Genomic DNA, 24468 nt, shown 5'->3' with positions numbered 1-24468 from the left:
GGTGTGCAGCGATCGCTGCGCCCGCGTGCGGCGAGTCGAGCCCGGTGTCGACCCCGGCGGCCGTCGCGGCGCCGGCCGATCCGCACGCGGCCGAGAAGGACCGCAGCGGTGCCCCGGTGCGCGACCCGGCCGCCTGCACCGACTACTCCACGCTGGATCCCGCGTCGCTGCCACCGCTGCCGGAGGGCAAGTTCGTCGAGGTGTTGCAGCAGGTGTGGCTCAAGGTGCTCGAGAAGCACTACGACCCGAAGCTCGGCTGCAAGGACTGGCCCGCGCTGCGCCTGCAGTACGCCCAGCGGCTCGTCGGTGTCGACGATGCCACGCGCGCGTACGCGATCATCAACGAGATGCTCGGTGAGCTCGGGCAGAGTCACTTCCGGCTGTTCCCGCCCGACGGCGCGGCCGACGAAGACCAGCGCGAGGGCACCGCGACGCCACCGTTGCGCGTGCGTTGGGTCGACGACAGCCTGGTGGTGGTCGAGAGCCACGCGACCGGACACCTCGGACCGGTCGCGGCCGGGGCCGCGCTGCTGGCCATCGACGGGCAGGACTTCGGCGCCGCGATCACGCGCGTGCGCGGACACGCCGAGCGCGAGTCGGCGTTCGCCTTCGAGATCGCGCGCGTCGCCGAGGCGCGGCTGTCGTGCGCGCGCCCGGGACAGACCAAGAAGCTCGAGGTCGCGGAGCCCGGCAGCGAGCGCAAGCTCGTGCGCGTGCTGACCTGCACCGATCCCGAGGGCGAGCGCGTGACGCTCGGCAACCTCGAGAACATCCCGACCCGCGTCGAGCACCGCATGGTGCCGGGCACCACCGTCGGCTACCTCGCGTTCAACGTGTGGATGCTGCCGATGGTCAAGCGCGTCGAGACCGGCATGAACGAGCTGCGCAGCCAGGGCATGACCGCGTTGGTGCTCGATCTGCGCGGCAACCCTGGCGGCGTCGGTGCGATGAGCGTGCCGGTCGCACGCATGTTGCTGCAGTCGCCCGGCAGCCTCGGCAAGCTGCAGTTTCGCGACTTCGCCCAGGAGTTCAACGTCGAGGGCAACCCGCTGGCGTTCGCCGGCCCCATCGCGCTGTTGGTTGACGAGGGCACCGCGAGCACCTCGGAGATCTTTGCGGCCGGCCTCCGCGACCTCGATCGCGTGAAGGTGTTCGGGGCGCGCCCCTCGGCCGGCGCCGCGTTGCCGTCGGTGATCGACGAGCTGCCGGGCGGCGCGATCCTGCAGTACGTCGTCGGCGACTACCGCTCGCCCAAGGGCGAGCTCGTCGAGGGGGTCGGCGTGGTGCCCGATGTCGTGGTACCCGAGCATCGTGCCGATTTCGCCGCGGGCCACGATCCGGTCCTCGACGCCGCGGTGGCGTCGCTGGGCGGCTCGACGGCCACCCCCGCTCCGACCCCTCCCGCAGGAGAAACCCACTGATGCGTGCCCCAGCGCTGCTGACCTTCGTGCTCGCGAGCTTCGTGTTCGCGGCCGGCTGCGACGACAAGAAGGACGCCACCACCGACGGTGGCAAGGCGACGGCCGCCAAGGCCGACGGCGGCAAGGCTGCGACCGACAAGGCCGACGGTGGCAAGGCCGAGGCCGGTGGCAGTGACGCCGCTGCGGCCGGGCTCCCGAGCGCCGAGACGCTGCTCGCCAAGGCCGTCGAGGCCCAGGGCGGCAAGGCCAAGGTCGACGCGCTCGAGAGCCTTCACCTCGAGGGCACGGTGGCGGTCAGCGGCCAGAACATCACGGGCGACATGAAGCTGTGGTGGAAGAACGGCGACTTCTACAGCGAGCAGACCATGGTCGGCATCGGCACCGTGCGCGCCGGCAAGCAGGGCGACGTCAGCTGGTCCGAAGACCCGATCAGCGGCCTGCGGAAGCTGACCGGCGTCGAGGCCGAGCAGCAGGCGTGGGCCTCGAGCCCGTCGCTGCCGGCCCAGTGGCAGCGCTACTTCGAGACCGCGAAGACGGTCGGCGAGCGCGACCTCGACGGCAAGAAGGTCTACGACGTCGAGCTCGCGGCCAAGAGCGGCACCAAGGTCACGCTCAGCTTCGATGCTGCGTCCGGCCTGCAGGTCGCCCACGCGTTCAGCCAGGCCTCGCCGCTGGGCGACACGCCGGTGTCGGTCAAGCTCGAGGACTATCGCGAGGTCGACGGTTTCAAGCTGCCCTACCAGCAAGTGATGGACATCAGCATCGCGAAGGCCACGCAGACGCTCACGGTGGTCGAGTTCAACGTGCCCGTCGACGGCACGAAGTTCGCGATGCCGACCGGTGGTGCCGAGGCCGTGCAGCCCACGAAGGCAGCGCCCGACGGCGCCGTCGCACCGGCTCCCTGACGCGGGCGGCGGTGCGCCTTCACGGCGCGACGCAGGTCGTCGACACGCACTGCAGGCCGGGATCGCACGTGCCACCCCGGGTGCAGGGGCAGCCCTCTTCACCGACGGGGCACATCGGTCCGGCGTCGACGCAGAGGTTCGACAGGCAGGTGAGCACGCCGTCGCATGCGCCACCGGGCGTGCATGCGCAGCCCTCTGCGCCTGGTGTGCAGCCTGCGGAGCTGTCGGCGCCCGAGCCGTCGCTGCCCGCGGTCGCGCCACCATGACTCGCGCCGCCGTCATCGGGCTCGACGCTGCCGCACGCCCACGCGAGTGCCACGACCAGCGCGATCGCGATGGAAGTTCGCGATGCAGCGGCGGTCGCCTGGGTCCGTCGTCGTGCGGGTTCCAAACGCGCGCGAGTGTAGCAGCATTCCCGTGCAGACCTCGGGTTGCGCCGGGCCGTTGGAGGGTGCAGCAATTCGGGGGGAGCACTGCGCATGGGATCGCGACAATTGTCCGACTGGCTCGAGGACGCGGCAGCGCGCCGCCGTGCGCGCGCCGCCCTGAAGTGGAGCGTGGTGCTCACGCTCGCGCTGTATCTGATTCCGTTCGGCGCGTTGCTGGCCTACCCGCTGTTGCTGCTGTCGACGCTGTTCCACGAGCTCGGGCACGGCGTCGCCGCGATGCTCACCGGCGGGCGCTTCGAGTCGTTGGTGATGTATGCCGACGGCTCCGGCGTCGCGAGTCACAGCGGCTCGGGCGGCGCCGTCACCCATGCGATCACCGCCGCGGGCGGACTGCTCGGGCCTGCGATCGTGGCCGCGATCGCGTTCGCCTCGGGTCGCTCGCGACGCGGCGCGCGGGCGTTCCTGTGGCTCACTGCGATCGGCCTGGTGCTCGCGCTGGCGTTGTTCGTGCGCAACGGCTTCGGCATCGGCTTCACTGCCGTCGTCGCTGGCGTGCTCGTGTGGCTGGCGGTGCGCGGCAACGCGGCGTCCGCCCAGCTGGGCGCGGTGTTCCTCGCGACCCAGCTGGCGCTGTCGGTGTTCTCGCGGGCCGACTACCTCTTCACCGACGTCGCCGCGACCGCGGTCGGCAACATGCCGTCGGACACCGCCGTGATCGCGCAGGCACTCGGGGGCACGTACTGGATCTGGGGGCTGGTGTGCGGGCTGTTCTCGTTGGCGGTGCTCGCCGCGGGTGTGCTGTGGTTCCTGCGTGCGTTTCGAGAACCCGCCCGAGTGCTGCATCGGTAGCCGGTCCCCCGCCATGGCGGCCTCGTGCGCGAGCCCTGGCCTCGTGCGCGCGCGCTGGCCTCTGCGCGCGCGCTGGGGTGGTGCGGCGCGACGCGACGGCGTACGCTAGGACTCACCTTGAGTGACGACTTCGAACTGCTGAAGCGCTGGAAGGACGGCGACAAGGCGGCGGGCAACGAGCTCATCGATCGCCACTTCAGCAGCGTCTATCGCTTCTTCCGCAGCAAGATCGACAACGACGTCGACGACCTCACGCAACGGACCTTCCTGGCCAGCCTCGAGGGCTTCGATCGCATCAAGGACGGCACCTTCCGCGCGTACCTGCTGGGCATCGCGCGGCACCTGCTGTTCCACCAGTACCGCAGCAAGCGCACCCACGGGAAGCTCGAGGACTTCCTCGAGTTCTCGGTCGAGGACCTCATGGGCACGCCGTCGCAGTTGCGGGCGCTGCACGAGGAGAAGAAGCTGCTGCTCAAGGGCCTGCGCAGCATTCCGATCGACTTCCAGATCTGCGTCGAGCTGCACTACTGGGAGGGCATGGGCGTGGCCGACATCGCGACCGTGCTCGGGGTTCAGCCGGGCACGGTGAAGAGCCGCCTGTTCCGCGCGCGACAGATGCTGCGCGACCGGATCGAGGGCATGCATGTCTCCGATCAGCTGATTCGCAGCACGGTCGACGACCTGGAGCGTTGGGCGGCTGCGCTCCAGCGAGACTTCGGCCGCGACGACGGCTCGCCCGCGTAGTGCTGGATCGCGCGCCGGCGAGGCCGCCGCTGCCGATTGTGTGAGCCGCCATCCGGCCGAGCACCAAAGGGGCGACCCCTCGGTGTGGGTTGGCCGCCCGCGCCGCCGCTCGACCGGCCGGTCGCGTCATCGACGGGCTTCCCAAGCGGGTGCGGCTGCGGTTAGCTTGATATGACGTGACGCACGCTCGTCCCATGGCCGGGATTCGGCTCCACCGCGCGGCGGCCCTCGGGCTCGGCTGCGCGCTGGCGTCGATGCTCGGGCGTCCGGCCCACGCCGACGAGGGCGAGCCGCCGTCCGACGGCGCGGTGTTGCTCCGCACCGATGCCGCGGCGACCCCTGGCACGCTGCGGCCGTGGCTCGGACAGGAGAATCGCCTGGGCCGCGAGCTGACGTGGGCGCGATGGCTCATGGCGGGTGACTCGATCAACACGCAGCCGACCGATGCCCGCGAGCGAGCCGAGCAGCTGGTGTTGGACCTCGCGCAGATGCGCGGCGATACGTTGCTGCAGCGACCGGGTGCGGGCGCCTCGGCGCTCACGGCCCTCGGCTCGGTGGCCGCCGCCGGCCTGCCGGTGCTCGGGATCTGGCGCGACGGTCGGCTGCGGCAGCGCCACAGCCTTCGTGCCTACTCGCGTGGGCGCGGCTTCGCGATCGCCTGGCGCATCGAGTTCTAGCCGCGCGCAGTACGTCCACCTCGGCGCGCGGCGATCAGACCCCGATCACGAACAGCCCGAACGTCGCGAGGATCCCGATCCCCCAGAGCGTGGATCGCAGCTTGTCGACGTTCGCAACATACGCGACGAAGTACAGCGCGCGCGTGATCACGAAGGTGAGCGAGAGCAGGGACGCGCGTCTGGGGTCGGCGCCCGCGAGGTGGGCGACGATCACCGCCGCGGCGAAGGCAGGGAAGGTCTCGAACGAGTTGAGGTGGGCCGCGTGGGCGCGCGCCGGCCACCCGCTCAGTTGCGCTTGCTGGGCCCGAGGATGCTTGTTGTCGTAGCCGCCGGGCTGCCGCGCCATGCCGATGCTGGTGCCGACCTTCGGCAGGTAGATCAACACCCACGCCACCAACACGCAGTAGAACGGAGTCGTCATCGCCTGGGCACAGTCGTATCAGGACGGGCCGCCGCGATCCACGTGGGGCCCAACTTTGGGGCCATCGCCGCCGCGCACCCGACCTGCAGCACCTCGCCCGCGCGGACGATGACGCGAGACGATGCCAACCGCGATCCAGGCGCCCTCAGGCTGGTTGCTCGCACTGGCGCTCGGCGGTTGCGTCCACGCCGGCGTGGACACCAGCGAGACCGTCACGATCGCGGGCGGATGGTTCGCGATGGGAGCCTCGCTCGACGAGCGCACGGCGGCGATCGACGACGCCGTGAAGCTCGGCGGCGATGCGCGGGCGGCCGCGACCTCGGTGCGACGCGAGCTCGCACGGCATCGTGCGCGCATCGGCACCTATCACATGATGGTGCACCCGGTGACACAGCAGGAGTACGCCCGCTACGTCTACGCGACCGGTGCCGCGGAGCCATGGGTCGACCGGCAGACGTGGGCGCGTACGCAGGCGCTCGACGACGAGCTGCCGGGCGGCGACCCGCGCACGTTCACGTGGGTGCAGGGCCGTCCTCGTCGCGAGCGCGAGCACGCACCGGCCGTGTTGGTGAGCCAACCCGAGGCCGCGGCCTACTGCGAGTGGTGGGGCGAGCAGCATCGCGGCTTCGGCTCGCTGCCGACCGAGGCGCAGTGGGAGCGAGCGGCCCGTGGCGACGATGCCCGCGTGTATCCGTGGGGCGACCGCTTCGTCGCGTCGCTGGTCAACACCCGCGAGGGCGGTGCGGGTGACTTGCAGCCGGTCGGAGCGCGGCCAGCGACCGCGGGCCCGCACGGTGTGCAGGATCTCGCGGGCAACGCCGCCGAGTGGACGGCGAGCTTCGAGCGCGGCCATGCGGTCGTGAAGGGCGCCGCATGGAGCGACCCATCGTGGCGCGCGCGCGCGTCGTCGCGGCGCTTGGTCGCGCCTACGCTGCGCCACGTCGTGATCGGGTTCCGCTGCGTGCTCGATCCCACCGCGCGTCCTTGACGTGAGCGCACGCTGGCGCAAACCAAGCGCGTGTCGCCGTGATCACGTGGACCATGAAGCATGCGTGTGAGCGCGGCGTCACTGCCCACTGCGCGGCACGTGCCGACCCCCGCGCTTCCTGATAGGTTCCACTCCACGCATGCGACGCTGGCAACGCCTGCTCCTCGGTTCTGCTCTCGCACTCTCGCCGCTGACGGCGTGCAAGCACGATGGGGCCGAGACCACGGCGGCGCCGGAGCGGCGCACCGCCGAGGGCAAGCGACGCGAGGCCAAGCCGCCGGCAAGCATGCCGCGGCCCTACGCACTGCCGGCCAAGCCGCAGTTCGCCGCCCACCTCGCAGCGCCCGCCCCCGCGTTGGTGGCGCTGGGGCAGACGACCGGGCTCGGGGTCGATCCACGCGGCGTGCTGCGCACGTTGCTGACCCAGGTGGGGTTGCCGTTCGAGGCCTCATTGGTGCCCAGCTTCGACCTCGCCAGGCCGTGGTCGGCGGCGCTCGTCGAAGGACAATTGATCGTGCAGGTGCCGATCGAGCGCGTGCGTCTGGCCGAGGTCGCCTCGATGCTGGGCAGTCGTCCGAAGGTCGGGAAGTTCGGCGCGGTCGATCTGCAGCGCGGCGCGACCACGCCCGCCGGTGCGCCCGCTGGCCTCGCGTTGGTGCCGCCCAAGCTGGCGTGGCTCGACACCGCCAACGGCGTGCTCGCGCTCGCGAGCGACGAGCGTGGCCTCGCGACCGCCCGCGAGCTCGCCCACGGCTACGGCAAGCACGGCGTGTTCGCGACCATCGACGGCGCGGAGATCCGCAAGGCTGTGCCGACGTTCCCGTTCGCCCGGGTGGTCGCGCAGGGTGAGAACATCGGCGACTTCCGCGTGACCGCCGAGGGTGACGGCACCATCGATGGCCTGTCGGAGATCACCGAGGGGGCGCTCACTGGCCTGCTGTCGTCGCCGAGCATCGTGGCCGGCGCGTCGTCGCGCTACGCGAAGTACCAGACCGTGGTGAAGGACCTGATCTCGACCGCGACGCGCGAGGTCAACAAGCAGAACTTCCTGGTCAAGGGCGTGCTCGAGGACATGCTCAAGCGCTACAACACCGTGCTGCGCAGCTGGAACGGCCGCGTGCTGGTGGGTCTGGGGCCGCGCAATCACATCGTGCTGGCGCTCGGCGCCGACGACCCCGCACGGGCGAGCAACTCCGTCATCGGGCTCATCGATGCGGTGCTCGGCAACCTCGATCTCGCGCGCACGTTCGGCGTCTCGGTGCCCAAGCTCCGCTTCAAGCGCAACCGCAGCACCGCTGCGGGCGTGAACGTGCATGTGCTCGCGGTCGACAACGCACGCAAGCTGCTGCCGCCCGAGTTCGCCTCGCTGATCGACGAGCAGGGCGCTCTGCGGGTCGCGTTCGCGGGCAGTCCCCACGCCGGCGCGGTGGCCGTCGCGATCGGACCCACCGCCGCGGAGTCGCTGGCCGACTGGCTCGAGCAGACCAAGGGCGCCACGCCGGGCAACAAGAGCACCGATCACCTACTGGCCGCGACCGTGGCCATCGACGGCGAGTCGCTCGCGCAGCTCGACCGCGTGCAGTCGCTCGCGCCGCTGCTCGGCCTGCAGGCGCAGCGAGCACCCACCCAGGCGGTGGTGACCCGCAAGGGCGAGGCCTTCGACGTGCACGTCACGGGTCCGGTGCCGAAGGTCGCTGCGTCGACTGCTCGGCCGCCGCGCACCGCCGGTCGCTGACTCGCGCGCGCGTGGGGAGCGACGCGCCGCCGCGCGGGTCTTCGCTCGGGCGTGGGCGTGCGAAGGCGCCGCCCGCAAGCGGCCCCAAGCCTTCAGCTCACCGCGGCGTCGCGATCGTCCCGCACGACCGCGAGCTGACGCGCCGCCGACCCCTCGCCCGCGACCGCCAGCACCGCGCGCTCGATCAGCATCAGGCGTTCCTGCTGCAGCTCGGGCAGGCGAACCGCGAGCGCGAGTCGCAGCTCGGCGCCGTCTTGCCCCGGTAGTGGCAGCCCCAGCCACGCCCACGCGTCGCGGGCATCGCCGCTGCCGACCACGACCTCTTCGCGGTGGCGGATCTGGAACGCGGGGATGCCGAGTCGACCCAGCACCAGTGCGATCTCGGGCGCGACGCGGCGCCAGCGGGCCTCGCCGCGGTCGTTGCCCGACAGCCGCACGCGCTCCAGGGAGTCGAGCAGCTCCATCACCTCGCGCCGACGATCGCGCCAGCCGAGGAACCGCTCGCCGGTGAAGGCTGGCAGGCGCGCGAGCATGCGGTGGTAGCCGAGCAGCACCGAGGCCATCGCCACCGCCACCAGCGTGCCGAGCAGCGTCCACCAGCCGCCGATGCCGATGACGTTGAGGTAGGCCAGCGCCGCGAACATCATCGACGACAGCCACAGCACCGTGACCGCGCGCGCATGCGAGAACCCGGCCGCCATGAGGCGGTGGTGCACGTGGTCGGAGTCACCGCTGAAGATCGGCTGACCCCGCAGCGTGCGACGCACGATCGCCAGTGTCATGTCGAACAGTGGCACCGTGAGGGGCAGGACCGCGATCGACAGCTGGATCTCCGGCACGCGCCAGCGCACCGGCGACACTTGCACGAGCAGCGCCGGCAGCAGGAAGCCGACGAAGTAGCTGCCCGCGTCGCCCATGAACACCTTGGCCGGGTGGCGGTTGTGCAGCAGGAAGCCCGCGGTGGCTCCGAGCGCGCATGCGGCCGCCCAACCCACCGCGAGCGTGCCGGGCACGAGCGTGGGCCCGGCGAAGATCGCCAGCACCACCGTCGTGAAGCCCACCACCGCGATGCCGGCGGCGAGCCCATCGAGCCCGTCCATCATGTTCACCGCGTTCACACCGGCGACCAAGAAGCCAATCGTGAGCAGCGTCGCGAGCCAGTTGTACTCCCAGCCGACCAGTAGCTCGAGCGCGGGCCAGTGCAGGCCGTAGAGCACGGCGACGCTCGCCGCCACCAGCTGCATCGCGAGCTTGGTGCGCGGACGCAGGCCCACGAGATCGTCGTAGGCGCCGGTCATCCCCACGATGAGCGCACCCAGCAGCGCGCCCGTGAGCGGCGAGACGCTGAAGAGCTCGTGCGTCGCCGACAGCGAGCTGACACCCGCGAGGCCGATCACCAGCATCACGCCGAAACCGAAGAGGATCACCAGGCCGCCTGCCCGCGGGATCTGTCCGGTGTGAACCTTGCGGAGGCTGACCTCGTCGTCGCGGTGACCCAGCGCCCGCCAGGCCCGGAGCACCAGCGGCATCAGCCCCGCGACGACCGCGAAGGCCGCGATCGCGCCGAGCCAGAGTGTGCCGAGCGAGGCGTTCACGCGGTCATCCCCCTGTCACTTGCCCCGAGCGTGCATGCGCTGACAGTGGTCGATGCGTTCCGACCCCCGCCACCACGAATTCGAGCGGACCAACCGTGGACGCAATCACGACTTTGCCCTTAGCATGACATGGAGTTCGTTGGATGAACACTTCGTCGCAGTCTTCGAGTGACCGTGCCACGTGGGATGTGTGTGTGATCGGTCTCGGCTACGTGGGTCTGCCGACCGCGGCGGTGCTCGCGACCCGCGGTGGGGCCAGTGCCGCATCGCCGCCGATGAAAATCGCCGGGGTCGATACACGGAATGACGTGGTCTCGACCATCAACGAGGGCCGCATCCACATCGTCGAGCCCGAGCTCGATGCGCTCGTGCGCGCTGCGGTGGCGGCCGGCAACCTGCGGGCCTTCGACGCGCCGCAGGCGGCCGACGCGTTCCTCATCTGCGTGCCCACGCCCTTCGGCCCCGGGCACAGCCCCGACATGCGCTTCGTCGAGGCGGCCACCCGCGCGCTCTTGCCGGTGCTGCGGCCGGGCAACCTCGTGGTGCTCGAGTCCACCAGTCCGCCCGGCACCACCCGTGCGTTGGTTGCGGGCATCCTCGAGCAGGGCGGCTTCGTGGCCGGGCGCGACGTGTTCGTGGCGCACGCGCCCGAGCGGGTGCTGCCGGGCGCGGTGATCCGCGAGGTGGTCGAGAACGATCGCGTGGTCGGCGGCGTGACGCCGGCGTGCACCGAGGCCGCCGCGGCCTTCTACGAGCGCTTCGTGGCGGGCGAGGTGCTGCGCTGCACCGCCGACGCCGCGGAGCTGGTGAAGCTGTCCGAGAACGCCTTCCGCGACGTGAACATCGCGTTCGCCAACGAGCTGTCCAACGTCTGCGACGCGCTCGACCTCGACGTGTGGGAGGTGATTCGGCTGGCCAATCGTCACCCCCGCGTCAACATCCTGCGACCGGGCCCGGGCGTCGGCGGCCACTGCATCGCGGTCGATCCGTGGTTCATCGTCGCGGTCGCGCCCGAGCACACGCCGCTCATCAATGCGGCGCGGCGCGTGAACGACGGGCGGCCCCACCGCGTGGTCGCGCAGGTGCGCACGATCGCGGAGCGCTTCAAGCGACCGAAGATCGTGTGCCTCGGCCTCACCTACAAGCCCGATATCGACGACGTGCGCGAGAGCCCCGCGCTCGAGGTGGTGCGCGAGCTGGCGGCGGCGGATTTTGGCGACGTGGTCGCAGTCGAGCCGCACCTGCGCAGCTCGCCGATCGAGGGCGTGCCGCTGCAGAGCCCGGAGGAGGCCCTGCGTAGCGCTGACATCGTGGTGATCCTGGTGGCCCACCGGGTGTTCGCGCGCCTGCGTCGCGAGTGGTTCAATCGACCGTCGGTCGTCGATACCGTCGGCCTGCTGACCCGATGACGCCGCGGCGACGCGGGTTCATGGTGTGGGGCGTCGGTCGTCGACGATCCGACCGTCGACCAGCGTGACGACGCGGTCGCAACGGGCCGCCAGCTCCGGCGAGTGCGTGACCACGAGGAAGGCCATCTTCGAGCGGCGATTGAAGGTTCGCAGCAGCTCGAAGACCTCGTCGGCGGTGGCGGTGTCGAGGTTGCCGGTGGGTTCGTCGGCGAGCACCAGTGGTGGTCGGCCGATCAGCGCGCGGGCAATCGCCACGCGCTGTTGCTGACCACCGGACAGCCGAGTGGTGCGCTCGTCGGCGCGACCCTCGAGGCCGACCTCGCGTAGGCCTTCGATGGCGGCGGCACGCTGCTCGGCGGTGACGTGACCAGCGGTGATCGCCAGGGGCAGGAGGACGTTCTGCACCGCGGTGAGCGCGGGCAACAGGTGATGGAACTGGAACACGAAGCCGATCGATCGACCGCGCAGCGCGGTGAGCTCGGCGTCGTCGAGGCCCGCGATGTCGCGGCCGAGCACCCGCAGCACGCCGCCGGTGGGGCGGTCGAGCAGGCCGAGCAGGTTCAGCAGCGTGCTCTTGCCCGAGCCGGAGGGGCCGACCAGCGCCGTGAACTCCCCCGCCTCGACGCGCAGGTCGATGCCCTTGAGTACCCGGGTCACGACGTCGTCGCCGAAGTCCTTGGTGACCCCGATGAGCTCGATGACGGCGTCAGTCATGGCGGATCGCGACTGCGGGATCGAGTCGACCCGCGCGCAGGGCCGGGAGCAGGGCGGCCACGAGGCCGGTGGCGATCGCCGTGGCGGCGGCGGTGAGCACGAGTGGCAGCTCGACCGAGATGGGAAACAACGGCGCCCCGCGGGCGTCGACCACGGCGCCGCGGAACGCCATCGCGACGGCGATGCCGGCCGCGACGCCGACGACGGAGCCCAGCAAACCGAGAACACCGCCCTGGATCATGAAGACCTGCACGATCCGCCCTCGCGACAGGCCCATCGCCCGCAGGATGCCGATCTCGCGACGCTTCTGTACCACCGACACCACCAGCACGCTCGCGATGCCGATCGTCACCGCGAGCACCACGAAGGCCTGGATCAGCAGGCTCGACGCGCCCTGCGAGCGCAGCGCGGTGAGCAGCTCGGCATTGGTCGTCATCCAGCTCTCGCTCACGAGCCCCGTCGCCGACGCCAGCCGTGATGCCGTGCGCTCGGCATCGAAGAGCGTCGCGACGCGGAGCTCGAGGCTCGAGACACCGCCGACGAGATCGAGCAAGGTCTGGCCCGAACGGAGCGTCAGCAACACCCAGCGCTCGTCGACCTCGCGATTGCCGAGCCTGAACACGCCCGAGATGGTGAACAGCTCGGTGCGGCCACCGGCAGCTTGGAGACGGAGCTTGTCACCGACCTCGATGCCGAGGTCGGTCGCGAGCTCGCTGCCGATCGCCGCCTCCGCGCCGCTGCGGGGGAGCTCGCCTGCGACCAGACGATCGTCGATCGCGATCACGCGGACGTAGCTCGCGACGTCGATGCCCAGCACCGTGACGGCCTTGGACGCGGTCCCTCGCACCGCGAAGCCCGGTCCGGTCACGACCGGCGTGACGACCTCGACCTCGGGGTCGTCGGCGAGCTCCGCCATCGCGCGCTGCCAGCCCACGATCGAGCGCACGCGCTGCGCCGGTCGTTGGACCCTCGGAGCGATGATGGTGTCGGGCTCGGCGCGCAGCCGACGTGGCGCCTCCTCGGGCGGTCGCACCACGACGTGGGCCTGCGTGCCGAGGGTCTTGTCGATGAGGCTCTGCTGCAGCCCGCCGATCAGGGCCGACAGGAACACGATCACCGTCACGCCGACCCCGACGGCGGCCACCACCAACGAGGACGCGGTCTTGCCCTCGCGGAGGAACTGCAGCGCGACGAAGAGCGCAATCGGCATCGGCTCACCGCACCCGGTCGCCGGCTTGGATGTCACGCGCATCGAGCGGGATGAGGTCTTCGTCGCCGCGCAAGCCCTCGACGACCTCGACGTCGGCGTCGCCGCGCAGCCCCAGCGTGAGCTCACGGCGCACGGCGACGCCGTGTTCGATCGCGAGGGTCCAGGGCGCGCGCGAGGCCAGGTCGCGCACGACCTCGAGCGGCACGACGATGGCTTCGTCGACGCGACCGACCTCGATCTCGACGGACACCGTCATGTCCGTGCGCAGGTAGCTCGGCGGGTCGGCGACCGACAGCCGCACCTCGATGGTCCCGCGCATCGCGTCGACCGCCGGCGCGATGTAGTCGACCGTCGCGTCGAACTGGAGATCGGGGAACGCCTCGGCCGACGCCAGCGCCCGCTGGCCGACCGCGAGCAAGCGGAGGTTCTTCTCGTCCGGCTCGATCACCAAGCGGGTCGGCCCGTCGAGGGTCATGCGGCCGAGGCGGGTGCCGAGCTGCACGATGTCGCCGACCTCGGCGGTGCGCTCCACCAGCGTGCCCGCCGAGGGCGCGACGATGCGCAGTCGATCGAGTCGGGCCTCGGCCGCTGCGAGTCCAGCCTCGGCGAACATCTCCGCGGCGATGGCGGCCTGCCAGTCCGCGCCCGACTTGCTGACGGCTGCCTGCTGTAGCTCGGCGGTTCGCGCCCGCGCACGCGCGACCGCGAGCTCGGTGCGCGCCAGATCGAGATCGGCCGCGTTGAGGTTGCCACTGCCGAACAGCAGCTCGCTGCGATCGAATGCGCGCTGCGCCTCCGCGAGGTTGGCCTTCGCCTCGCGCAGCCCCGCGGCCGCCGAAGGCGCCGAGATCGTCGACACCTGCTTCGTGCGTGCGCGTGCCTGCTGCAGCGAGGCCTGGGCCTGGACGACCATGGCTTCGGCCTCGGCCTGGTCCATCTGCACGATCAGCTCGCCCGCGACGACGTGCTCGCCTTCCTCGACGCCCACGCGCGTGATCTTCGTGGATTCACGTGCGGCGAAGGTGATCTCGGCCGGGGCATCGACCCGGCCGATCGCCACCAGGGTCTGCGCGAGCGCGCCACGTCGCGGCTGGATGGTCGTCACCACCGGGCCTCGCCAGCGGCGCGCGACGTAGATGCCAGCGCCCGCGAGCAGGCCGAGGCTCACCGCGCCCGCGATCCACCGCCGTCGTGCGTGACCCATCGCCGAGGCCATGATGCATCATCGCGCCGAACACGGCTGCGTGGCCGAGCGCGCGCTGCCCAAGGGGTCAGTGGACGTGCGGCGGCGCATCGACGATCCTGCGCCCGCACCGGTGATTTCGCGGAATTCCTGCGCGCGTGGTTCAATCGGCACGCGGTCGTGGATACCGTGGGCCTGCTGACCCGATGACCCGGCTGCGACGCGCACTCGATCGCCTCGGCCCGACGCTGCGCGCGGCGAGTCACCTGCGCGCGTCGCAGCTGGCCGCGTTCGCGCTGCAGCGTACCCGCGGCCCCGCGCGCACGCCCGCGCAGTCGCGGGCGCCCGGGGTCGACGCACTGGCGTTGCCGGAGGGATTTCGTGGCCCCTCGCCCGAGGGCCGCATCGACGAGGACGGTGGCGTGCACCTGCTCGGGCAACCCGCCCACGATCCCCTGCGGGCCGGCTGGCAGGGCGGTGATCCGCTGTGGACGTACACGCTCCACTACCACGGCTGGATCAGCGACCCGCAGTGTCCGACGGCGCAGGCCCGTCGCTGCATCTTCGACTGGATCGAGGAGCACCGCGAGGGCGTCGGCTGGGAGCCGTACCCGACCTCGATGCGACTGCTGCACTGGCTGGGCTGGCTCGCGCGCGAGGGCCTGCAGCTGTCGGCGCCCGAGCTCGAGCTGATGTTGGCGTCGATGTGCGCACAGCTGTTGCACCTCGAGCGTCATGTCGAGCTGCACCTCGACGGCAATCACGTGTGGACCAACCTCGCCGCGTTGGTCGCCTGCGGGCTGGGGCTGACGGGGCACGTTCCGAGCATGGTGCTCGAGCGATGCGCACCGCGGCTGTTGGCGTGCGTGCGCGATCAGCTGGCCAGCGACGGCGTGCACGCCGAGCGCACGCCGAGCTACCACTGCCTGCTGGCCGAGCAGCTGGCTCAGGTGGTGGCGCTGGCACAGCCGCGACTGCCAGGGTTCGCCGATCCGTTGCGGGTCGCGCTGCGGCGCATGGTCGACGCGTTGCCGGCGTTCACCCACCCCGACGGCGATGTCGCGCTGTGGGGCGACAGCCAGCTCGCCGCACCCGCCACGCCGGCGCGGCTGTGCGATCGCGTGGGCACCAAGCTCGTGCTCGGCAACGACGACGCCCGCGAGAGCGGCTTCTCGCGGCGTAGCTGGGGCCCCTTCACGTTGCTGTGGAACCGCGGCGGCGTGGGGCTGCCGCAGCAGGTCGGCCACATCCACGGCGATTGCCTCGCGCTCGAGCTCTCCCACGGCCGCACTCGCGTGCTGGTCGACGCGGGCGTCGGCACCTACGTGCCGGGCCTCGATCGCGACTACGCCCGCTCGACCCACGCGCACAACACCGTCACCGTCGAAGATCGTGATCAGCACGAGCTCTGGAAGAGCCACCGCATCGGTGGTCGTGCCGTACCGAACCTGCTCGAACTCGGCGAGCAGCGCATCGTCGCCGAGGTCCGCGGCTGGCGCGGCGTCGCGACCCATCGCCGGCGCATCGAGTGGAGCGGTGACGCGCTCGAGATCACCGATGAGCTCGCGCCGCCGGTGGTGCCTGGCATCCTGCGGTGGTTCGTCGCCGGCGGCCTCGCGGTGCGGGCGACCGACCACGGCGCGCTGGTGTTCCTGCCCCGCGGCGAGACGATCGAGATCACCGTGCGCGGGGCCCCGGTCGTGCTCGAGCCTGCGCCGGGGTGGCGCGCGATCGGTCAACCCGCCGCGCGCACGTGCATCCGCAGCGAGCTTGGTCTGCGGCCGCGCAAGACCATCATCCGCGTCGTGCGGTAGCGCCGCGGGTCGCCCGCGCCGTCGATCCGCGTCGATCTCACGGCGAGGGCGGTCCACTCCGGCCGGGTTCGAGGCGGCGCGACGGCGCGGTCGCGGCTAAGCTGCGCCGCCGATGACCATCTCGACGACCGAGAAGACGCCGCGCGCCGTGCTGGTCGCGGTGCAGCTGCCGACCGTCTCCGACGCGCAGCACGAGGCCGACGTCGCCGAGCTGGGGCGGCTGGTGAAGACCCTCGGGCTCGACGTCATCGGCCGGGTGACGCAGCGACGCGGCTCGGTGTCGCCCGCGACCGTGCTCGGCGAGGGCAAGCTGCGCGAGCTGGCGCGCTGGACCGGCGGCGACGGGCACACCGATCCCACGATCGCCAGCCGTGACAAGGCGCTCGAGCGCCGCGAGCGAATGGGCCTGCGCGACGATCGAGTGCTCGAGGGTGACGACGATCTCGAGGGTGACGATGGGCCCGAGGCGCCGAGCGCCGACGATCCCGACGACGGCGACGACGGCGACGACGACGGCCCGCGTCCACCCGAGCAACGCGCGCAGGTCGTGGTGGTGGACCACGAGCTCTCGCCCCGCATGCAGCGCAACCTCGAGCGCGCAACTGGTGCCGAGGTCCTCGATCGCACCCACGTGATCGTCGAGATCTTCCACCGTCACGCCAAGAGTCGCGAGGCGCGCCTGCAGGTGGAGATCGCCCGACTGAGCTATGTCGCACCCCGCCTGCGCGAGGCCGGTGCCGGAGGCGATCGTCAGCGCGGTGGCATCGGCGGCAAGGGGGCCGGCGAGTCGGCGCTCGAGCTCGATCGTCGCAAGATCCGCGACCGCATCGCGGAGCTGCGACGCGAGCTGGTCGCCATCGAGCGCGAGAGCGCGACGCGACGCGCGAGCCGGCAGTCGCAGCGGCGGGTTTGCCTGGTCGGCTACACCAACGCCGGCAAGAGCTCGCTGATGCGCGGTCTCACCTCGAGTGGCGTCTACGTCGCCGACAAGCTGTTCGCGACCCTCGACACCACCGTGCGGGCGCTGCGGCCCGAGACCGAGCCGCGCATCCTCGTGAGCGACACCGTCGGCTTCATCAAGAAGCTGCCGCACGAGCTGGTGGCGTCGTTCCGCTCCACCCTCGACGAGGCGCTCGAGGCCTCGCTGCTGCTGTTCGTGGTCGACGCCGCCGACCCGACCTTCCGCGAGCAGCTCGCGGTCGTGCGCGAGGTGCTGGCCGGCATCGGTGCCGGCGAGGTCGCCTCGCGCCTGGTGCTGAACAAGCGCGATCGCCTCGACGACGCGGCCACCACCGCGCTCTCGCAGGAGTTCCCCGATGCCATCTTGGTCAGTGCGCACGATCCCGCCGACGTTCGTCGCGTGCGGGACCTCGTGGTCTCGTTCTTCGACGGCGACATGCAGGACGAGGAGCTGTTCGTGCCGTACCAGGCCGCCGGCGTGATCGGGCAGCTGTACGACGACGCGACCGTGCTCGCCGAGCACCACGGCGAGACCGGCACGCGCTACTCCTTGCGCGCGCCGGCGGCCGTGCTCACGCGCTTGCGCGAGCGTGTGGCGGCGGCGGAGTCGAGCGGCTAGGCGCGCTCGCTGATGCCCTGCTCGCCGGCCATGAAGCAGCGCATGCCGAGCTCGCGGGCGCGGGCCATCGAGGTCTTCGGCAGGCCCGCTTCACTCACCAGCCACAGCCGCTGGTCGGGTCGAGCTTGCCAACGCTCGATGTGCTCGGGCTCGATGCGCGCAGCGGCGTCGCCGGCCAACACGATCACTGAGACCTCGAGCCGACGCATGCGTGCCCGTCGAACCTCGACGATGAGGCCGACGAAGCCGCAGATCGCCAACGTGATGCTGCCGTAGTGTGTCAGCGTCCACTGCGTCGGTGACAGACCCGGGCGTGACGCCGCCAGGGCGATCACGCCGGCGCAGACCAACGAGACGATGGCCAGCGAGGCGAACGAGCGCGACTCGCTGTCGTCGAGATAGCCATCGATTCGCGCACGAGAGGGGTCCTGCGGATCGCCGATGGCATCGCCCGGCAGGACTGCGGTGCTGAGATTCATGGTGTTGCGCAGCCACGAGACGGCGCGGGTGAAAAACGGATGGGTGAGTGGTTTCTCCACGGGGAATCCGCGGGCAATCGGGCCCGCCGCCGGAGCACGCTGGGAAATCGATGGAGTTCCGACGACGCAGCCGAGCATCGTCGCGCCGTGCAGGTGCGTGCCTTCCTGGTGTCCTGCGATCGTGTGCTCGACCGCTGCAGGACGACGGAGGCGCGCGCACAGGCGGGCCTTGGCGCGTGGCTAGGCCGTCGGTGGACCGCGCGCGCGCGGTCGATCGCACGGCGAGATCGCGGGCGAGCCAGCGTGTGCGTCGAGCAGCGACGCGACGTGGATCGCAGCGGCGGGGGTCTCGCTGCCGAGCGAGCCGGCCTCACCCACGTCGGGATCGGGGCGACTCGGATCACGGGTCGGACGATCGGGCGCGTCCTGGCGGGCAGCGACCGGCAGCGACGCGTCGAGCCGTGAGCTCGCCGCCTCGCGTTGGGCCGCGGTCACCGGCCGCGTGACGCCGACGATCGCGAACAGGGTCGCGAACAGCAGCAGCAGCCAGGGCCGGCGGGTCTTCACGCGCCACAGCAGTTCAGCACGACCCCGACGCGCACGCCAGTACCCGCGCCCGGCGGGTCGAGCGGCCACCGCCGCCCTTGGGGTTACTCTGGCTGCAATGGCAACAAGCAAGGGCCGCCCCCCCGGCAATCCCGTGGTCGTGCTCCTCGAGAACTTCCGCAAGCGGGGTATCGGCCCGTTGGTGTGGCTCGGGGTCGCGCTGCTGGTCCTCACGGTGACGCTGATGTCGACCTTCACGGTGATCGACCCCGGTCAGGTCGCCGTTCGGGTCAACAACCTCACCGGGGCGCGCGACACCATCGTGCAGCCGGGGCTGGTGCTGCGGGCGCCCTTCGGCCTGCACTCGATCTACGTGCTCGACGCGAGCCCGCAGACCTTCGTCATGAAGGGCACGCAGAACACGGACGATCTCCACGTCGTCGAGCTGACGGTGCGCGCGAGCGACGGCTCGAACTTCCTGTTCAACGACACCACCATCATCTTCCAGGTCGCGGGCGACCGCGCCGAGGACACCATCCGTGACGCCGGCGTGGAGGGGGCCTTCCGCCGCTGGATGCGACCCTACGCCCGCTCGATCCTGCGCGACGAGTTCGGTCGCGAGTCGACCATCAGCGTGTCGAACCCGGCCAACTTCGGCGCCGCCACCGAGCGCGCGCGAGCGCGGCTCAACCAGGTGCTCGAGGCCCACGGCCTGGTGGTCACGCAGATCGTCACGCCGCGGCCGCGCTTCTCGGAGGAGTACGAGAACCTCATCGAGTCGCGCAACGGCGCCGAGAACCAGCTGGCGGTGATCCAGTCCGAGCTCACCCGTGCCGGCACCGATCGCAGCCGCCGCTTGGCCGAGGTCGATCGCGACCAGAACAAGATCATCCAGGAGAAGCGGGCCGAGCTCGAGACCACGCTCGCCACCGCCATCGCAGAGCAGGCGGAGACCATCCGCATCGTCGACAGCTACCGCATCGACACCGTCGCCAAGGGTCAGGCGGCCGTGGCCGCCGCCCAGCGCAAGGCCGACGAGCTGCGGGGCCAGCTCGAGGCCGAGTTCGGCGCCCAGCAGGCCTCGATCGAGGCCTTTCGTGACCAACCCGTCGAGCGCGTGATGGAGCGGCTCGGCAGCAAGCTCGCCGGCGTGACGATCGGCATCCAGCCCTACGCCAACGACGGTCGCCCGTCGCGGATCGAGCTCGAGCAGATCGGGGGAGGCAAGTGATGGACGCGATCGGACGTTTCGCCAGAATCGCGGTCGTCGCGACGCTGCTGTTGTGGCTGGTGCCGCTGATGTGCACCGTGACGGTCCGCCCCGATGAGATCGGCGTGCGGCAGAGCAACTTCTCGGGCGTGTCCGAGACCGACATCGAGCCCGGCTGGGCGTGGCGCGTACCGGGCATGCACCGCATCCTGGTGCTGCCCAAGCGCTTCGCGTACCTCGACTACACCAGCGACGAGGCCGGCCCGCAGCAGCCGCTGCAGATCCGCACCAAGGACAACAACATCGTCATGCTCGACGTGTCGGTGCCCTACCGCATCAAGCTCGGCGAGGGCTGGAATGTGGTGCAGGCCGGCAACCATCAGGTCGACGCCAATGGCACCTTCCGCTACCAGCGGCTCGCCGAGGAGACCACCGTCAGCGTGCTGCGCGAGCGGCTGGCCGAGCTGACCTCGGCGGATTTCTACTCGACCGACCGCCGACTCGCGGTGTCCGACGACACCCTGCGCGTGCTCAACGAGGAGCTGGCGACGCTGCACCTCGAGGCCTCGACCGTGCTGATTCGTGCGGTCGCGTTCCGCCCCGAGTACGAGCAGCAGCTGCAGCAGATCCAGCTCAACGAGCAGAAGAAGCTGCTCGACGCCGCGGTGCAGACCGTCGCCGTCGAGCAGCAAAAGCTCGACAACTTCGTGCAGGGCACGCAGGCCCGTGCGGCCTCGAGCGAGCAGGCGTGGATCCAACGCCGTGCCAATCTCGAGCGCGCCTACCAGGTCGGCTTCGTCGATGTCGGCGACGACACGACCCCGGGTGGCGCACGAACCATGTTGACGGCGCTGTCGGCGGATGATCGCACCGCGCTCATCGCCAGGGCCGCCGCCGCGCTCGAGCTCGACGTCGAGGACCACAGCAAGCTCGACGATCGTTACCTGCTGGGCATCAAGAACGTGCAGGCCGAGACCCTGCAGTACGACCAGCGCCTGCGTGCGGAGGCCGACGGCGTGAGCGCGCGCCTCGAGGCGCAGAGCGAGCTGCTGCTGGCCAAGGTCCGCGCCGAGTTCGAGGCCAAGCGCAACGCGTTGCTCGGCACCGCCGCGGGGCGGGCCTTCATCGCGTGGCAGGCCGCGGACAACGTGCACTTCGCCGAGTCGCTCAGCTTTGCCAGCGGCGAGGGCATTCCCAGCGTGCTGCGGCTGCGTCGCTTCACGCTCGAGTTCATGGGCGAGAAGTAGCCGCGGACCCCGGCGCTCGCCCGCCAGAACCCACGTCGACGCGCGTTCTGGCGGTGGGCGATCTCGCGGTTGCCCCACCCGCGCATCGGTGGGGCACACTGGGCGCCTATGAAATGCCGTCATCGGATGTTGGTAGGGTGGATCTGCATGGCCGCGTGTGGCGACTCGCAGGCGGGCGATACCACCACCGCGGGTGGAACGAGCTCCACCGGCGGCTCGGGCAGCACCACGGCGAGTCCGTCGTCGACCACCGCGCCCAGCGACAGCAGCACCGCGGCGGTCGACAGCACCGGCGGCGTCGGCACGTCGTCGAGTGAGGGTGGGAGCACCGGCGGCGGGCCGACCGACGCCGGTTGTGGCGAGTGCCTCGTGCTCGCGGACGGACTCACCGGCGGGCGCGGCATCGCCGTCGATGGCACCCACGTCTACTTCAGCGATCAGAGCGCCGGCACGCTGGCGCGCGTCGCCAAGGGTGGTGGCGACATCGAGATGCTCGCGACCGGGCTCGAGGCCCCCTACGACGTCGTCGTCGACGGTGCGTGGGTCTACTGGACCGGGTTCGTCGACGATGGCGTCGTCGCTCGGATGCCGATCGCGGGTGGTGCGAGCGAAGTCCTCGACGACACCACCGACCGCCCGCGCGCGCTCGCTGTCGATGACACGCACGTGTACTGGACCACCTTCGGCTCGGGGAGCGGCGGAGTCTGGCGCGCGCCGCTCGCGGGCGGCAGCTCGCAGAACCTGCTCAGCGCGTACGCCGGCATCGCCGACATCGTGCTCGACGGCACGAGGTTCTACGTCACGTCACACGATCCCGAGCCCGGCAATGGCGGCGTGACGTTCATCGAGCCCCCTCCGCCGGACGACTCGGTGGGCGCGTTGGTGTCGGTACCGCTCGCGGGCGATCCCGACGGCATGCAGATGCAGATCCTCGCGACTGGGCTGGCGCAACCCTGGGGACTCGCGACGGTCGGCGACTCGTTCGTCTGGGCCCACGGCGATGGCGCGGCCGCGAACAACCCCAACACGATCATGAGCCTGGCCACCGTCGGCGGCGAAGCGAGCGTCCTCGCGAGCGGTCAGATGGCACCGTGGGGTGTGGCTGCCGACGCGAGCTCGGTGTACTGGACCGACTCGACCGAGGTGAAGTCGGCGCCACACCGAGGTGGTGCGCCGGTCGTGCTCGCGACGCAGCAGAACGAAGCGAGGTCGATCGCGGTCGACGACGCCTCGCTCTACTGGATCACGAAGAACCGCGTGCTGCAGCGACCCAAGTCTTAGCACCCGCTGGCCGCGCGAGCCCCAGAAGCGCGCGCCAGCAGGCGTGGCTGCGGCCGGGTGTGCGTGGCGAAGCGATCGGTCCAACAAAGGATCGCGTCATCCTGTACGCCGGCGGCGCGCAGCAGCGCGACCGCATCGTCCGACTCGACCCACGGCAGCACCACGAAGGTGGCGTCACGGTGACGCTGCACATGCGCGTGGTCGAGGCTCTCGACGGTGACGCCCATGAAGGCGGCGCCGGCCCGGTGCGCGCGCCAGTCGAGCGCGGCCACCACGTCGAGCCCCTCGAGATCCACATCCTGCGCGAACACGCCGAAGTAGCGGTCCATCGCCGGCACGATCACCACCGGCGTGCTTGCGGCCTTGCAGCGATCGAGCGCGGCCTGGAAGTCGGCGTAGAACGACGCGACGTGGGGGATGCGTCGCGCCGCGAGGTGCATCTTGCGATTGCACGCATCGCACACGATGTTGTAGCCCTGCACGCCGACGATCGCCCGCGTCGAGATCGGCGTGTCGCCGGGCCCCGGCGGATACGGCAGCTCGAGCGTCTCGGCGTGGTTGCAGCTGGGGCACTCGACGGTGATGCACGAGTGCTGGGGGCCGGTCGCACGGCCGTGGCGGACGATCGCCGGTCGCGTGCGGTGGTTGCGGTCGTTCAGCTCGCGCAGCGCGACGTAGTGCTCGAGGAAGCGCTCGTCGGATAGCTCGGTGAGGTTGACCTGCCCGCGCCACAGGTAGCTCGAGATGTCGCACATGCTGCGGATGAACTCGACGCGATCGCCGATCAGCCCCCGCTCCAGCGCGCGGGCGTATAGCCGCGTGCCGGGGTAGGGGATCACCGCCGACCAGTCGACGAACATGAGGTCGTGCTCGCGCTGGAACGCCAGCGACTCCTGCAGCGTCTGCTCGGTCTCGGCCGGGTCGCCGAACAGAAAGTTGGCCTGGATGCCGATCTTCGCGTTGCGCGTGAGCTCCACCGCGCGGGCGATCTGCGCGGCGGTGATCTTCTTGTCCATGCTGTCGAGCACGGTATCGCTGCCGCTCTCGAAGCCGAACGAGATGTGCCGGCAGCCGGCCCTGCGCATGCGGTGGAGCAGATCCTGGTCGAGCTGATCGACGCGCAGCTGGCAGAACCACGAGACCTGGATGCCGCGCTGCTCGAGGAGGTCGCAGAACTCGACGATGCGCTTCTTGTTGGCCGAGAACAGCTCGTCGTAGATCGAGATGTGGGTGGCGTCGGTACGGGCGAGGATCGACTCGATGTGATCGACGACGTTCTCCATCGAGTGTCGCCGGTACTTGCCCATGCCGGCGTGGTAGCAGAACGTGCAGCGAAACGGGCACGAGCGGCTGGCGGTGATGGGCACGGTCTTGCCGGCGTGAAAGCGGGTCTCGTGATACGTGACCTGCATCGTCGACTGCAGCTCCATCTCGCGCGCGATGCCGAAGAGCTCGAGGTCGGGGAACGGCAGCTCGTCGAGGTTGGCGATCGAGGGCCCGTCACCGGTCGCGCGGGGGGTCTCGCCGTCCCAGTACCAGATGCCGGCGACGCTCGCGGGGTCGCCCGCAGCGGTGATCACGGCCAGCAGATCGCGGAAGATCAGCTCACCCTCGCTCACGACCATGTAGTCCGGTCGCAGCGTCCGCATCACCAGCTCGCTCTCGCACGAGGTGATGCCGCCGCCCAGCACGATGGGCGCAGCGCAGCGGGGGCGCAGGAACTCGATCAACGACTCGATCGCGTTGAACGCGACGGTGAGCCCGGTGATGCCGATGGCGTCGAATGCGTGCTCGCGCAGCAGCCGGGCCAGCTCGGCCCGACCTGCGTCGTGATCGTGGTGGTTGAGGTTGCACGCCACGACCTCGTGTCCGCACTGGCGGATGTACGAAGAGACGTAGGCCAAGCCAATCGGGAAGTACGACGAGCTGTAGCGCGGCGAGACGAGCAGCACCTTGGCCGGACGTGACGACGCGGGGGAATCGCCGGGGCGGCGCTGGAGCTGGACGAGTGATGCCATGGCCGCGATCGAGAGATAACGCGGTGGCCATGGGCGGCAAGCCGCGGACCGATT

General features: G+C 70.8%; 22 protein-coding genes. 13 read left to right on the top strand and 9 right to left on the bottom strand.

What is annotated here, in order from left to right; genetic code table 11:
• Positions 1 to 44: 44 nt before the first annotated feature.
• Positions 45 to 1421, top strand: a complete 1377-nt coding sequence (locus tag IPH07_34050) for a hypothetical protein (protein ID MBK6922463.1) — start codon at positions 45 to 47, stop codon at positions 1419 to 1421.
• On the top strand, positions 1421 to 2326 hold the full coding sequence (locus IPH07_34045) for a hypothetical protein (protein MBK6922462.1): 906 nt from the start codon (positions 1421 to 1423) through the stop codon (positions 2324 to 2326). Before IPH07_34050 ends, IPH07_34045 begins: the two co-directional genes overlap by 1 nt.
• A gap of 19 nt (positions 2327 to 2345) precedes the next feature.
• On the opposite strand, the gene IPH07_34040 is transcribed toward IPH07_34045, so the two are convergent.
• Positions 2346 to 2717: a hypothetical protein gene (locus IPH07_34040; protein ID MBK6922461.1), complete on the bottom strand. Its 372-nt coding sequence runs from the start codon at positions 2715 to 2717 to the stop codon at positions 2346 to 2348.
• An 88-nt stretch (positions 2718 to 2805) separates the two neighbouring features.
• Between IPH07_34040 and IPH07_34035 the strand changes: the two genes are divergently transcribed.
• From IPH07_34035 to IPH07_34025, 3 genes are all read left to right on the top strand, one after another.
• Positions 2806 to 3564 (top strand): M50 family metallopeptidase, encoded by a 759-nt coding sequence (locus IPH07_34035; protein ID MBK6922460.1) that lies wholly within the window; start codon positions 2806 to 2808, stop codon positions 3562 to 3564.
• Positions 3565 to 3681: 117 nt separating this feature from the next.
• Entirely contained in the window at positions 3682 to 4308 is a 627-nt protein-coding gene (locus IPH07_34030) for an RNA polymerase sigma factor (GenBank protein MBK6922459.1), read from the top strand.
• A 194-nt stretch (positions 4309 to 4502) separates the two neighbouring features.
• Positions 4503 to 4985, top strand: a complete 483-nt coding sequence (locus tag IPH07_34025; GenBank protein ID MBK6922458.1) for a hypothetical protein — start codon at positions 4503 to 4505, stop codon at positions 4983 to 4985.
• Between the two features lie 34 nt (positions 4986 to 5019).
• Here the strand turns inward: IPH07_34025 and IPH07_34020 are convergent, their stop codons facing one another.
• A complete protein-coding gene (locus tag IPH07_34020) occupies positions 5020 to 5406 on the bottom strand; it encodes an MAPEG family protein (protein ID MBK6922457.1) in 387 nt (128 codons plus the stop codon).
• A gap of 121 nt (positions 5407 to 5527) precedes the next feature.
• Here IPH07_34020 and IPH07_34015 point away from each other — a divergent pair, with 121 nt between their 5' ends.
• Both IPH07_34015 and IPH07_34010 read left to right on the top strand, forming a co-directional pair.
• Positions 5528 to 6394 (top strand): SUMF1/EgtB/PvdO family nonheme iron enzyme, encoded by an 867-nt coding sequence (locus tag IPH07_34015; GenBank protein ID MBK6922456.1) that lies wholly within the window; start codon positions 5528 to 5530, stop codon positions 6392 to 6394.
• A gap of 139 nt (positions 6395 to 6533) precedes the next feature.
• Complete coding sequence (locus IPH07_34010; protein MBK6922455.1) at positions 6534 to 8129, top strand: hypothetical protein; 1596 nt, start codon at positions 6534 to 6536, stop codon at positions 8127 to 8129.
• A gap of 92 nt (positions 8130 to 8221) precedes the next feature.
• Here the strand turns inward: IPH07_34010 and IPH07_34005 are convergent, their stop codons facing one another.
• Positions 8222 to 9724: an undecaprenyl/decaprenyl-phosphate alpha-N-acetylglucosaminyl 1-phosphate transferase gene (locus tag IPH07_34005; protein MBK6922454.1), complete on the bottom strand. Its 1503-nt coding sequence runs from the start codon at positions 9722 to 9724 to the stop codon at positions 8222 to 8224.
• Positions 9725 to 9867: 143 nt separating this feature from the next.
• Between IPH07_34005 and wecC the strand changes: the two genes are divergently transcribed.
• A complete protein-coding gene (wecC, locus tag IPH07_34000; protein ID MBK6922453.1) occupies positions 9868 to 11133 on the top strand; it encodes a UDP-N-acetyl-D-mannosamine dehydrogenase in 1266 nt (421 codons plus the stop codon).
• An 18-nt stretch (positions 11134 to 11151) separates the two neighbouring features.
• On the opposite strand, the gene IPH07_33995 is transcribed toward wecC, so the two are convergent.
• The 3 genes from IPH07_33995 to IPH07_33985 are packed head-to-tail and all read right to left on the bottom strand — an operon-like array spanning position 11152 to position 14273.
• Positions 11152 to 11847: an ABC transporter ATP-binding protein gene (locus IPH07_33995; protein ID MBK6922452.1), complete on the bottom strand. Its 696-nt coding sequence runs from the start codon at positions 11845 to 11847 to the stop codon at positions 11152 to 11154.
• Entirely contained in the window at positions 11840 to 13057 is a 1218-nt protein-coding gene (locus IPH07_33990; GenBank protein ID MBK6922451.1) for an ABC transporter permease, read from the bottom strand. The genes IPH07_33995 and IPH07_33990 overlap by 8 nt, the downstream gene beginning before the upstream one ends.
• Positions 13058 to 13061: 4 nt before the next feature.
• Positions 13062 to 14273 carry an efflux RND transporter periplasmic adaptor subunit gene (locus tag IPH07_33985; GenBank protein ID MBK6922450.1) on the bottom strand — a complete coding sequence of 404 codons (1212 nt, stop codon included), beginning with the start codon at positions 14271 to 14273 and terminating at the stop codon, positions 13062 to 13064.
• 173 nt (positions 14274 to 14446) lie between these two features.
• On the opposite strand from IPH07_33985, the gene IPH07_33980 reads away from it, so the two are divergent.
• Both IPH07_33980 and hflX read left to right on the top strand, forming a co-directional pair.
• Complete coding sequence (locus tag IPH07_33980; GenBank protein MBK6922449.1) at positions 14447 to 16054, top strand: alginate lyase family protein; 1608 nt, start codon at positions 14447 to 14449, stop codon at positions 16052 to 16054.
• Positions 16055 to 16166: 112 nt separating this feature from the next.
• The gene (hflX, locus tag IPH07_33975; GenBank protein MBK6922448.1) at positions 16167 to 17633 is read left to right on the top strand and encodes a GTPase HflX; all 1467 of its coding nucleotides are present in this window, start codon (positions 16167 to 16169) and stop codon (positions 17631 to 17633) included.
• Here hflX and IPH07_33970 read toward each other — a convergent pair.
• Both IPH07_33970 and IPH07_33965 read right to left on the bottom strand, forming a co-directional pair.
• Positions 17630 to 18172, bottom strand: coding sequence for a hypothetical protein (locus IPH07_33970; GenBank protein MBK6922447.1), 543 nt, complete (start codon positions 18170 to 18172; stop codon positions 17630 to 17632). The two genes, hflX and IPH07_33970, sit on opposite strands and share 4 nt — an antisense overlap.
• A 180-nt stretch (positions 18173 to 18352) precedes the next feature.
• Positions 18353 to 18679: a hypothetical protein gene (locus IPH07_33965; GenBank protein MBK6922446.1), complete on the bottom strand. Its 327-nt coding sequence runs from the start codon at positions 18677 to 18679 to the stop codon at positions 18353 to 18355.
• 97 nt (positions 18680 to 18776) lie between these two features.
• On the opposite strand from IPH07_33965, the gene IPH07_33960 reads away from it, so the two are divergent.
• From IPH07_33960 to IPH07_33950, 3 genes are all read left to right on the top strand, one after another.
• Positions 18777 to 19889 (top strand): SPFH domain-containing protein, encoded by a 1113-nt coding sequence (locus tag IPH07_33960; GenBank protein MBK6922445.1) that lies wholly within the window; start codon positions 18777 to 18779, stop codon positions 19887 to 19889.
• The gene (locus IPH07_33955) at positions 19889 to 21115 is read left to right on the top strand and encodes an SPFH domain-containing protein (GenBank protein MBK6922444.1); all 1227 of its coding nucleotides are present in this window, start codon (positions 19889 to 19891) and stop codon (positions 21113 to 21115) included. The genes IPH07_33960 and IPH07_33955 overlap by 1 nt, the downstream gene beginning before the upstream one ends.
• 147 nt (positions 21116 to 21262) lie before the next feature.
• Positions 21263 to 22396 (top strand): hypothetical protein, encoded by a 1134-nt coding sequence (locus IPH07_33950; GenBank protein MBK6922443.1) that lies wholly within the window; start codon positions 21263 to 21265, stop codon positions 22394 to 22396.
• Here the strand turns inward: IPH07_33950 and IPH07_33945 are convergent.
• Positions 22393 to 24414 carry a cobalamin-dependent protein gene (locus tag IPH07_33945; protein ID MBK6922442.1) on the bottom strand — a complete coding sequence of 674 codons (2022 nt, stop codon included), beginning with the start codon at positions 24412 to 24414 and terminating at the stop codon, positions 22393 to 22395. The genes IPH07_33950 and IPH07_33945 overlap by 4 nt on opposite strands.
• Positions 24415 to 24468 lie beyond the last annotated feature (54 nt).

The organism is Deltaproteobacteria bacterium (assembly GCA_016709225.1).
GTDB lineage: Bacteria > Myxococcota_A > Polyangia > Nannocystales > Nannocystaceae > Xiheibacterium > Xiheibacterium phototrophicum.
The sequence above is the reverse complement of the archived record's forward strand: the minus strand, read 5'-3'. Positions and strand labels throughout refer to the sequence as shown.

What these genes read in the sequence shown, in the direction of transcription:
- IPH07_33945 (MBK6922442.1), bottom strand. Translation starts at nt 24,414, where the DNA reads ATGGCATCACTCGTCCAGCTCCAGCGCCGCCCCGGCGATTCCCCCGCG.
- IPH07_34015 (MBK6922456.1), top strand. Translation starts at nt 5,528, where the DNA reads ATGCCAACCGCGATCCAGGCGCCCTCAGGCTGGTTGCTCGCACTGGCG.
- IPH07_34010 (MBK6922455.1), top strand. Translation starts at nt 6,534, where the DNA reads ATGCGACGCTGGCAACGCCTGCTCCTCGGTTCTGCTCTCGCACTCTCG.
- IPH07_34025 (MBK6922458.1), top strand. Translation starts at nt 4,503, where the DNA reads ATGGCCGGGATTCGGCTCCACCGCGCGGCGGCCCTCGGGCTCGGCTGC.
- IPH07_33990 (MBK6922451.1), bottom strand. Translation starts at nt 13,057, where the DNA reads ATGCCGATTGCGCTCTTCGTCGCGCTGCAGTTCCTCCGCGAGGGCAAG.
- IPH07_34045 (MBK6922462.1), top strand. Translation starts at nt 1,421, where the DNA reads ATGCGTGCCCCAGCGCTGCTGACCTTCGTGCTCGCGAGCTTCGTGTTC.
- IPH07_33950 (MBK6922443.1), top strand. Translation starts at nt 21,263, where the DNA reads ATGGCCGCGTGTGGCGACTCGCAGGCGGGCGATACCACCACCGCGGGT.
- IPH07_33995 (MBK6922452.1), bottom strand. Translation starts at nt 11,847, where the DNA reads ATGACTGACGCCGTCATCGAGCTCATCGGGGTCACCAAGGACTTCGGC.
- wecC (MBK6922453.1), top strand. Translation starts at nt 9,868, where the DNA reads ATGAACACTTCGTCGCAGTCTTCGAGTGACCGTGCCACGTGGGATGTG.
- IPH07_33960 (MBK6922445.1), top strand. Translation starts at nt 18,777, where the DNA reads ATGGCAACAAGCAAGGGCCGCCCCCCCGGCAATCCCGTGGTCGTGCTC.
- IPH07_33980 (MBK6922449.1), top strand. Translation starts at nt 14,447, where the DNA reads ATGACCCGGCTGCGACGCGCACTCGATCGCCTCGGCCCGACGCTGCGC.
- IPH07_33955 (MBK6922444.1), top strand. Translation starts at nt 19,889, where the DNA reads ATGGACGCGATCGGACGTTTCGCCAGAATCGCGGTCGTCGCGACGCTG.
- hflX (MBK6922448.1), top strand. Translation starts at nt 16,167, where the DNA reads ATGACCATCTCGACGACCGAGAAGACGCCGCGCGCCGTGCTGGTCGCG.
- IPH07_34035 (MBK6922460.1), top strand. Translation starts at nt 2,806, where the DNA reads ATGGGATCGCGACAATTGTCCGACTGGCTCGAGGACGCGGCAGCGCGC.
- IPH07_34020 (MBK6922457.1), bottom strand. Translation starts at nt 5,406, where the DNA reads ATGACGACTCCGTTCTACTGCGTGTTGGTGGCGTGGGTGTTGATCTAC.
- IPH07_33985 (MBK6922450.1), bottom strand. Translation starts at nt 14,273, where the DNA reads ATGGCCTCGGCGATGGGTCACGCACGACGGCGGTGGATCGCGGGCGCG.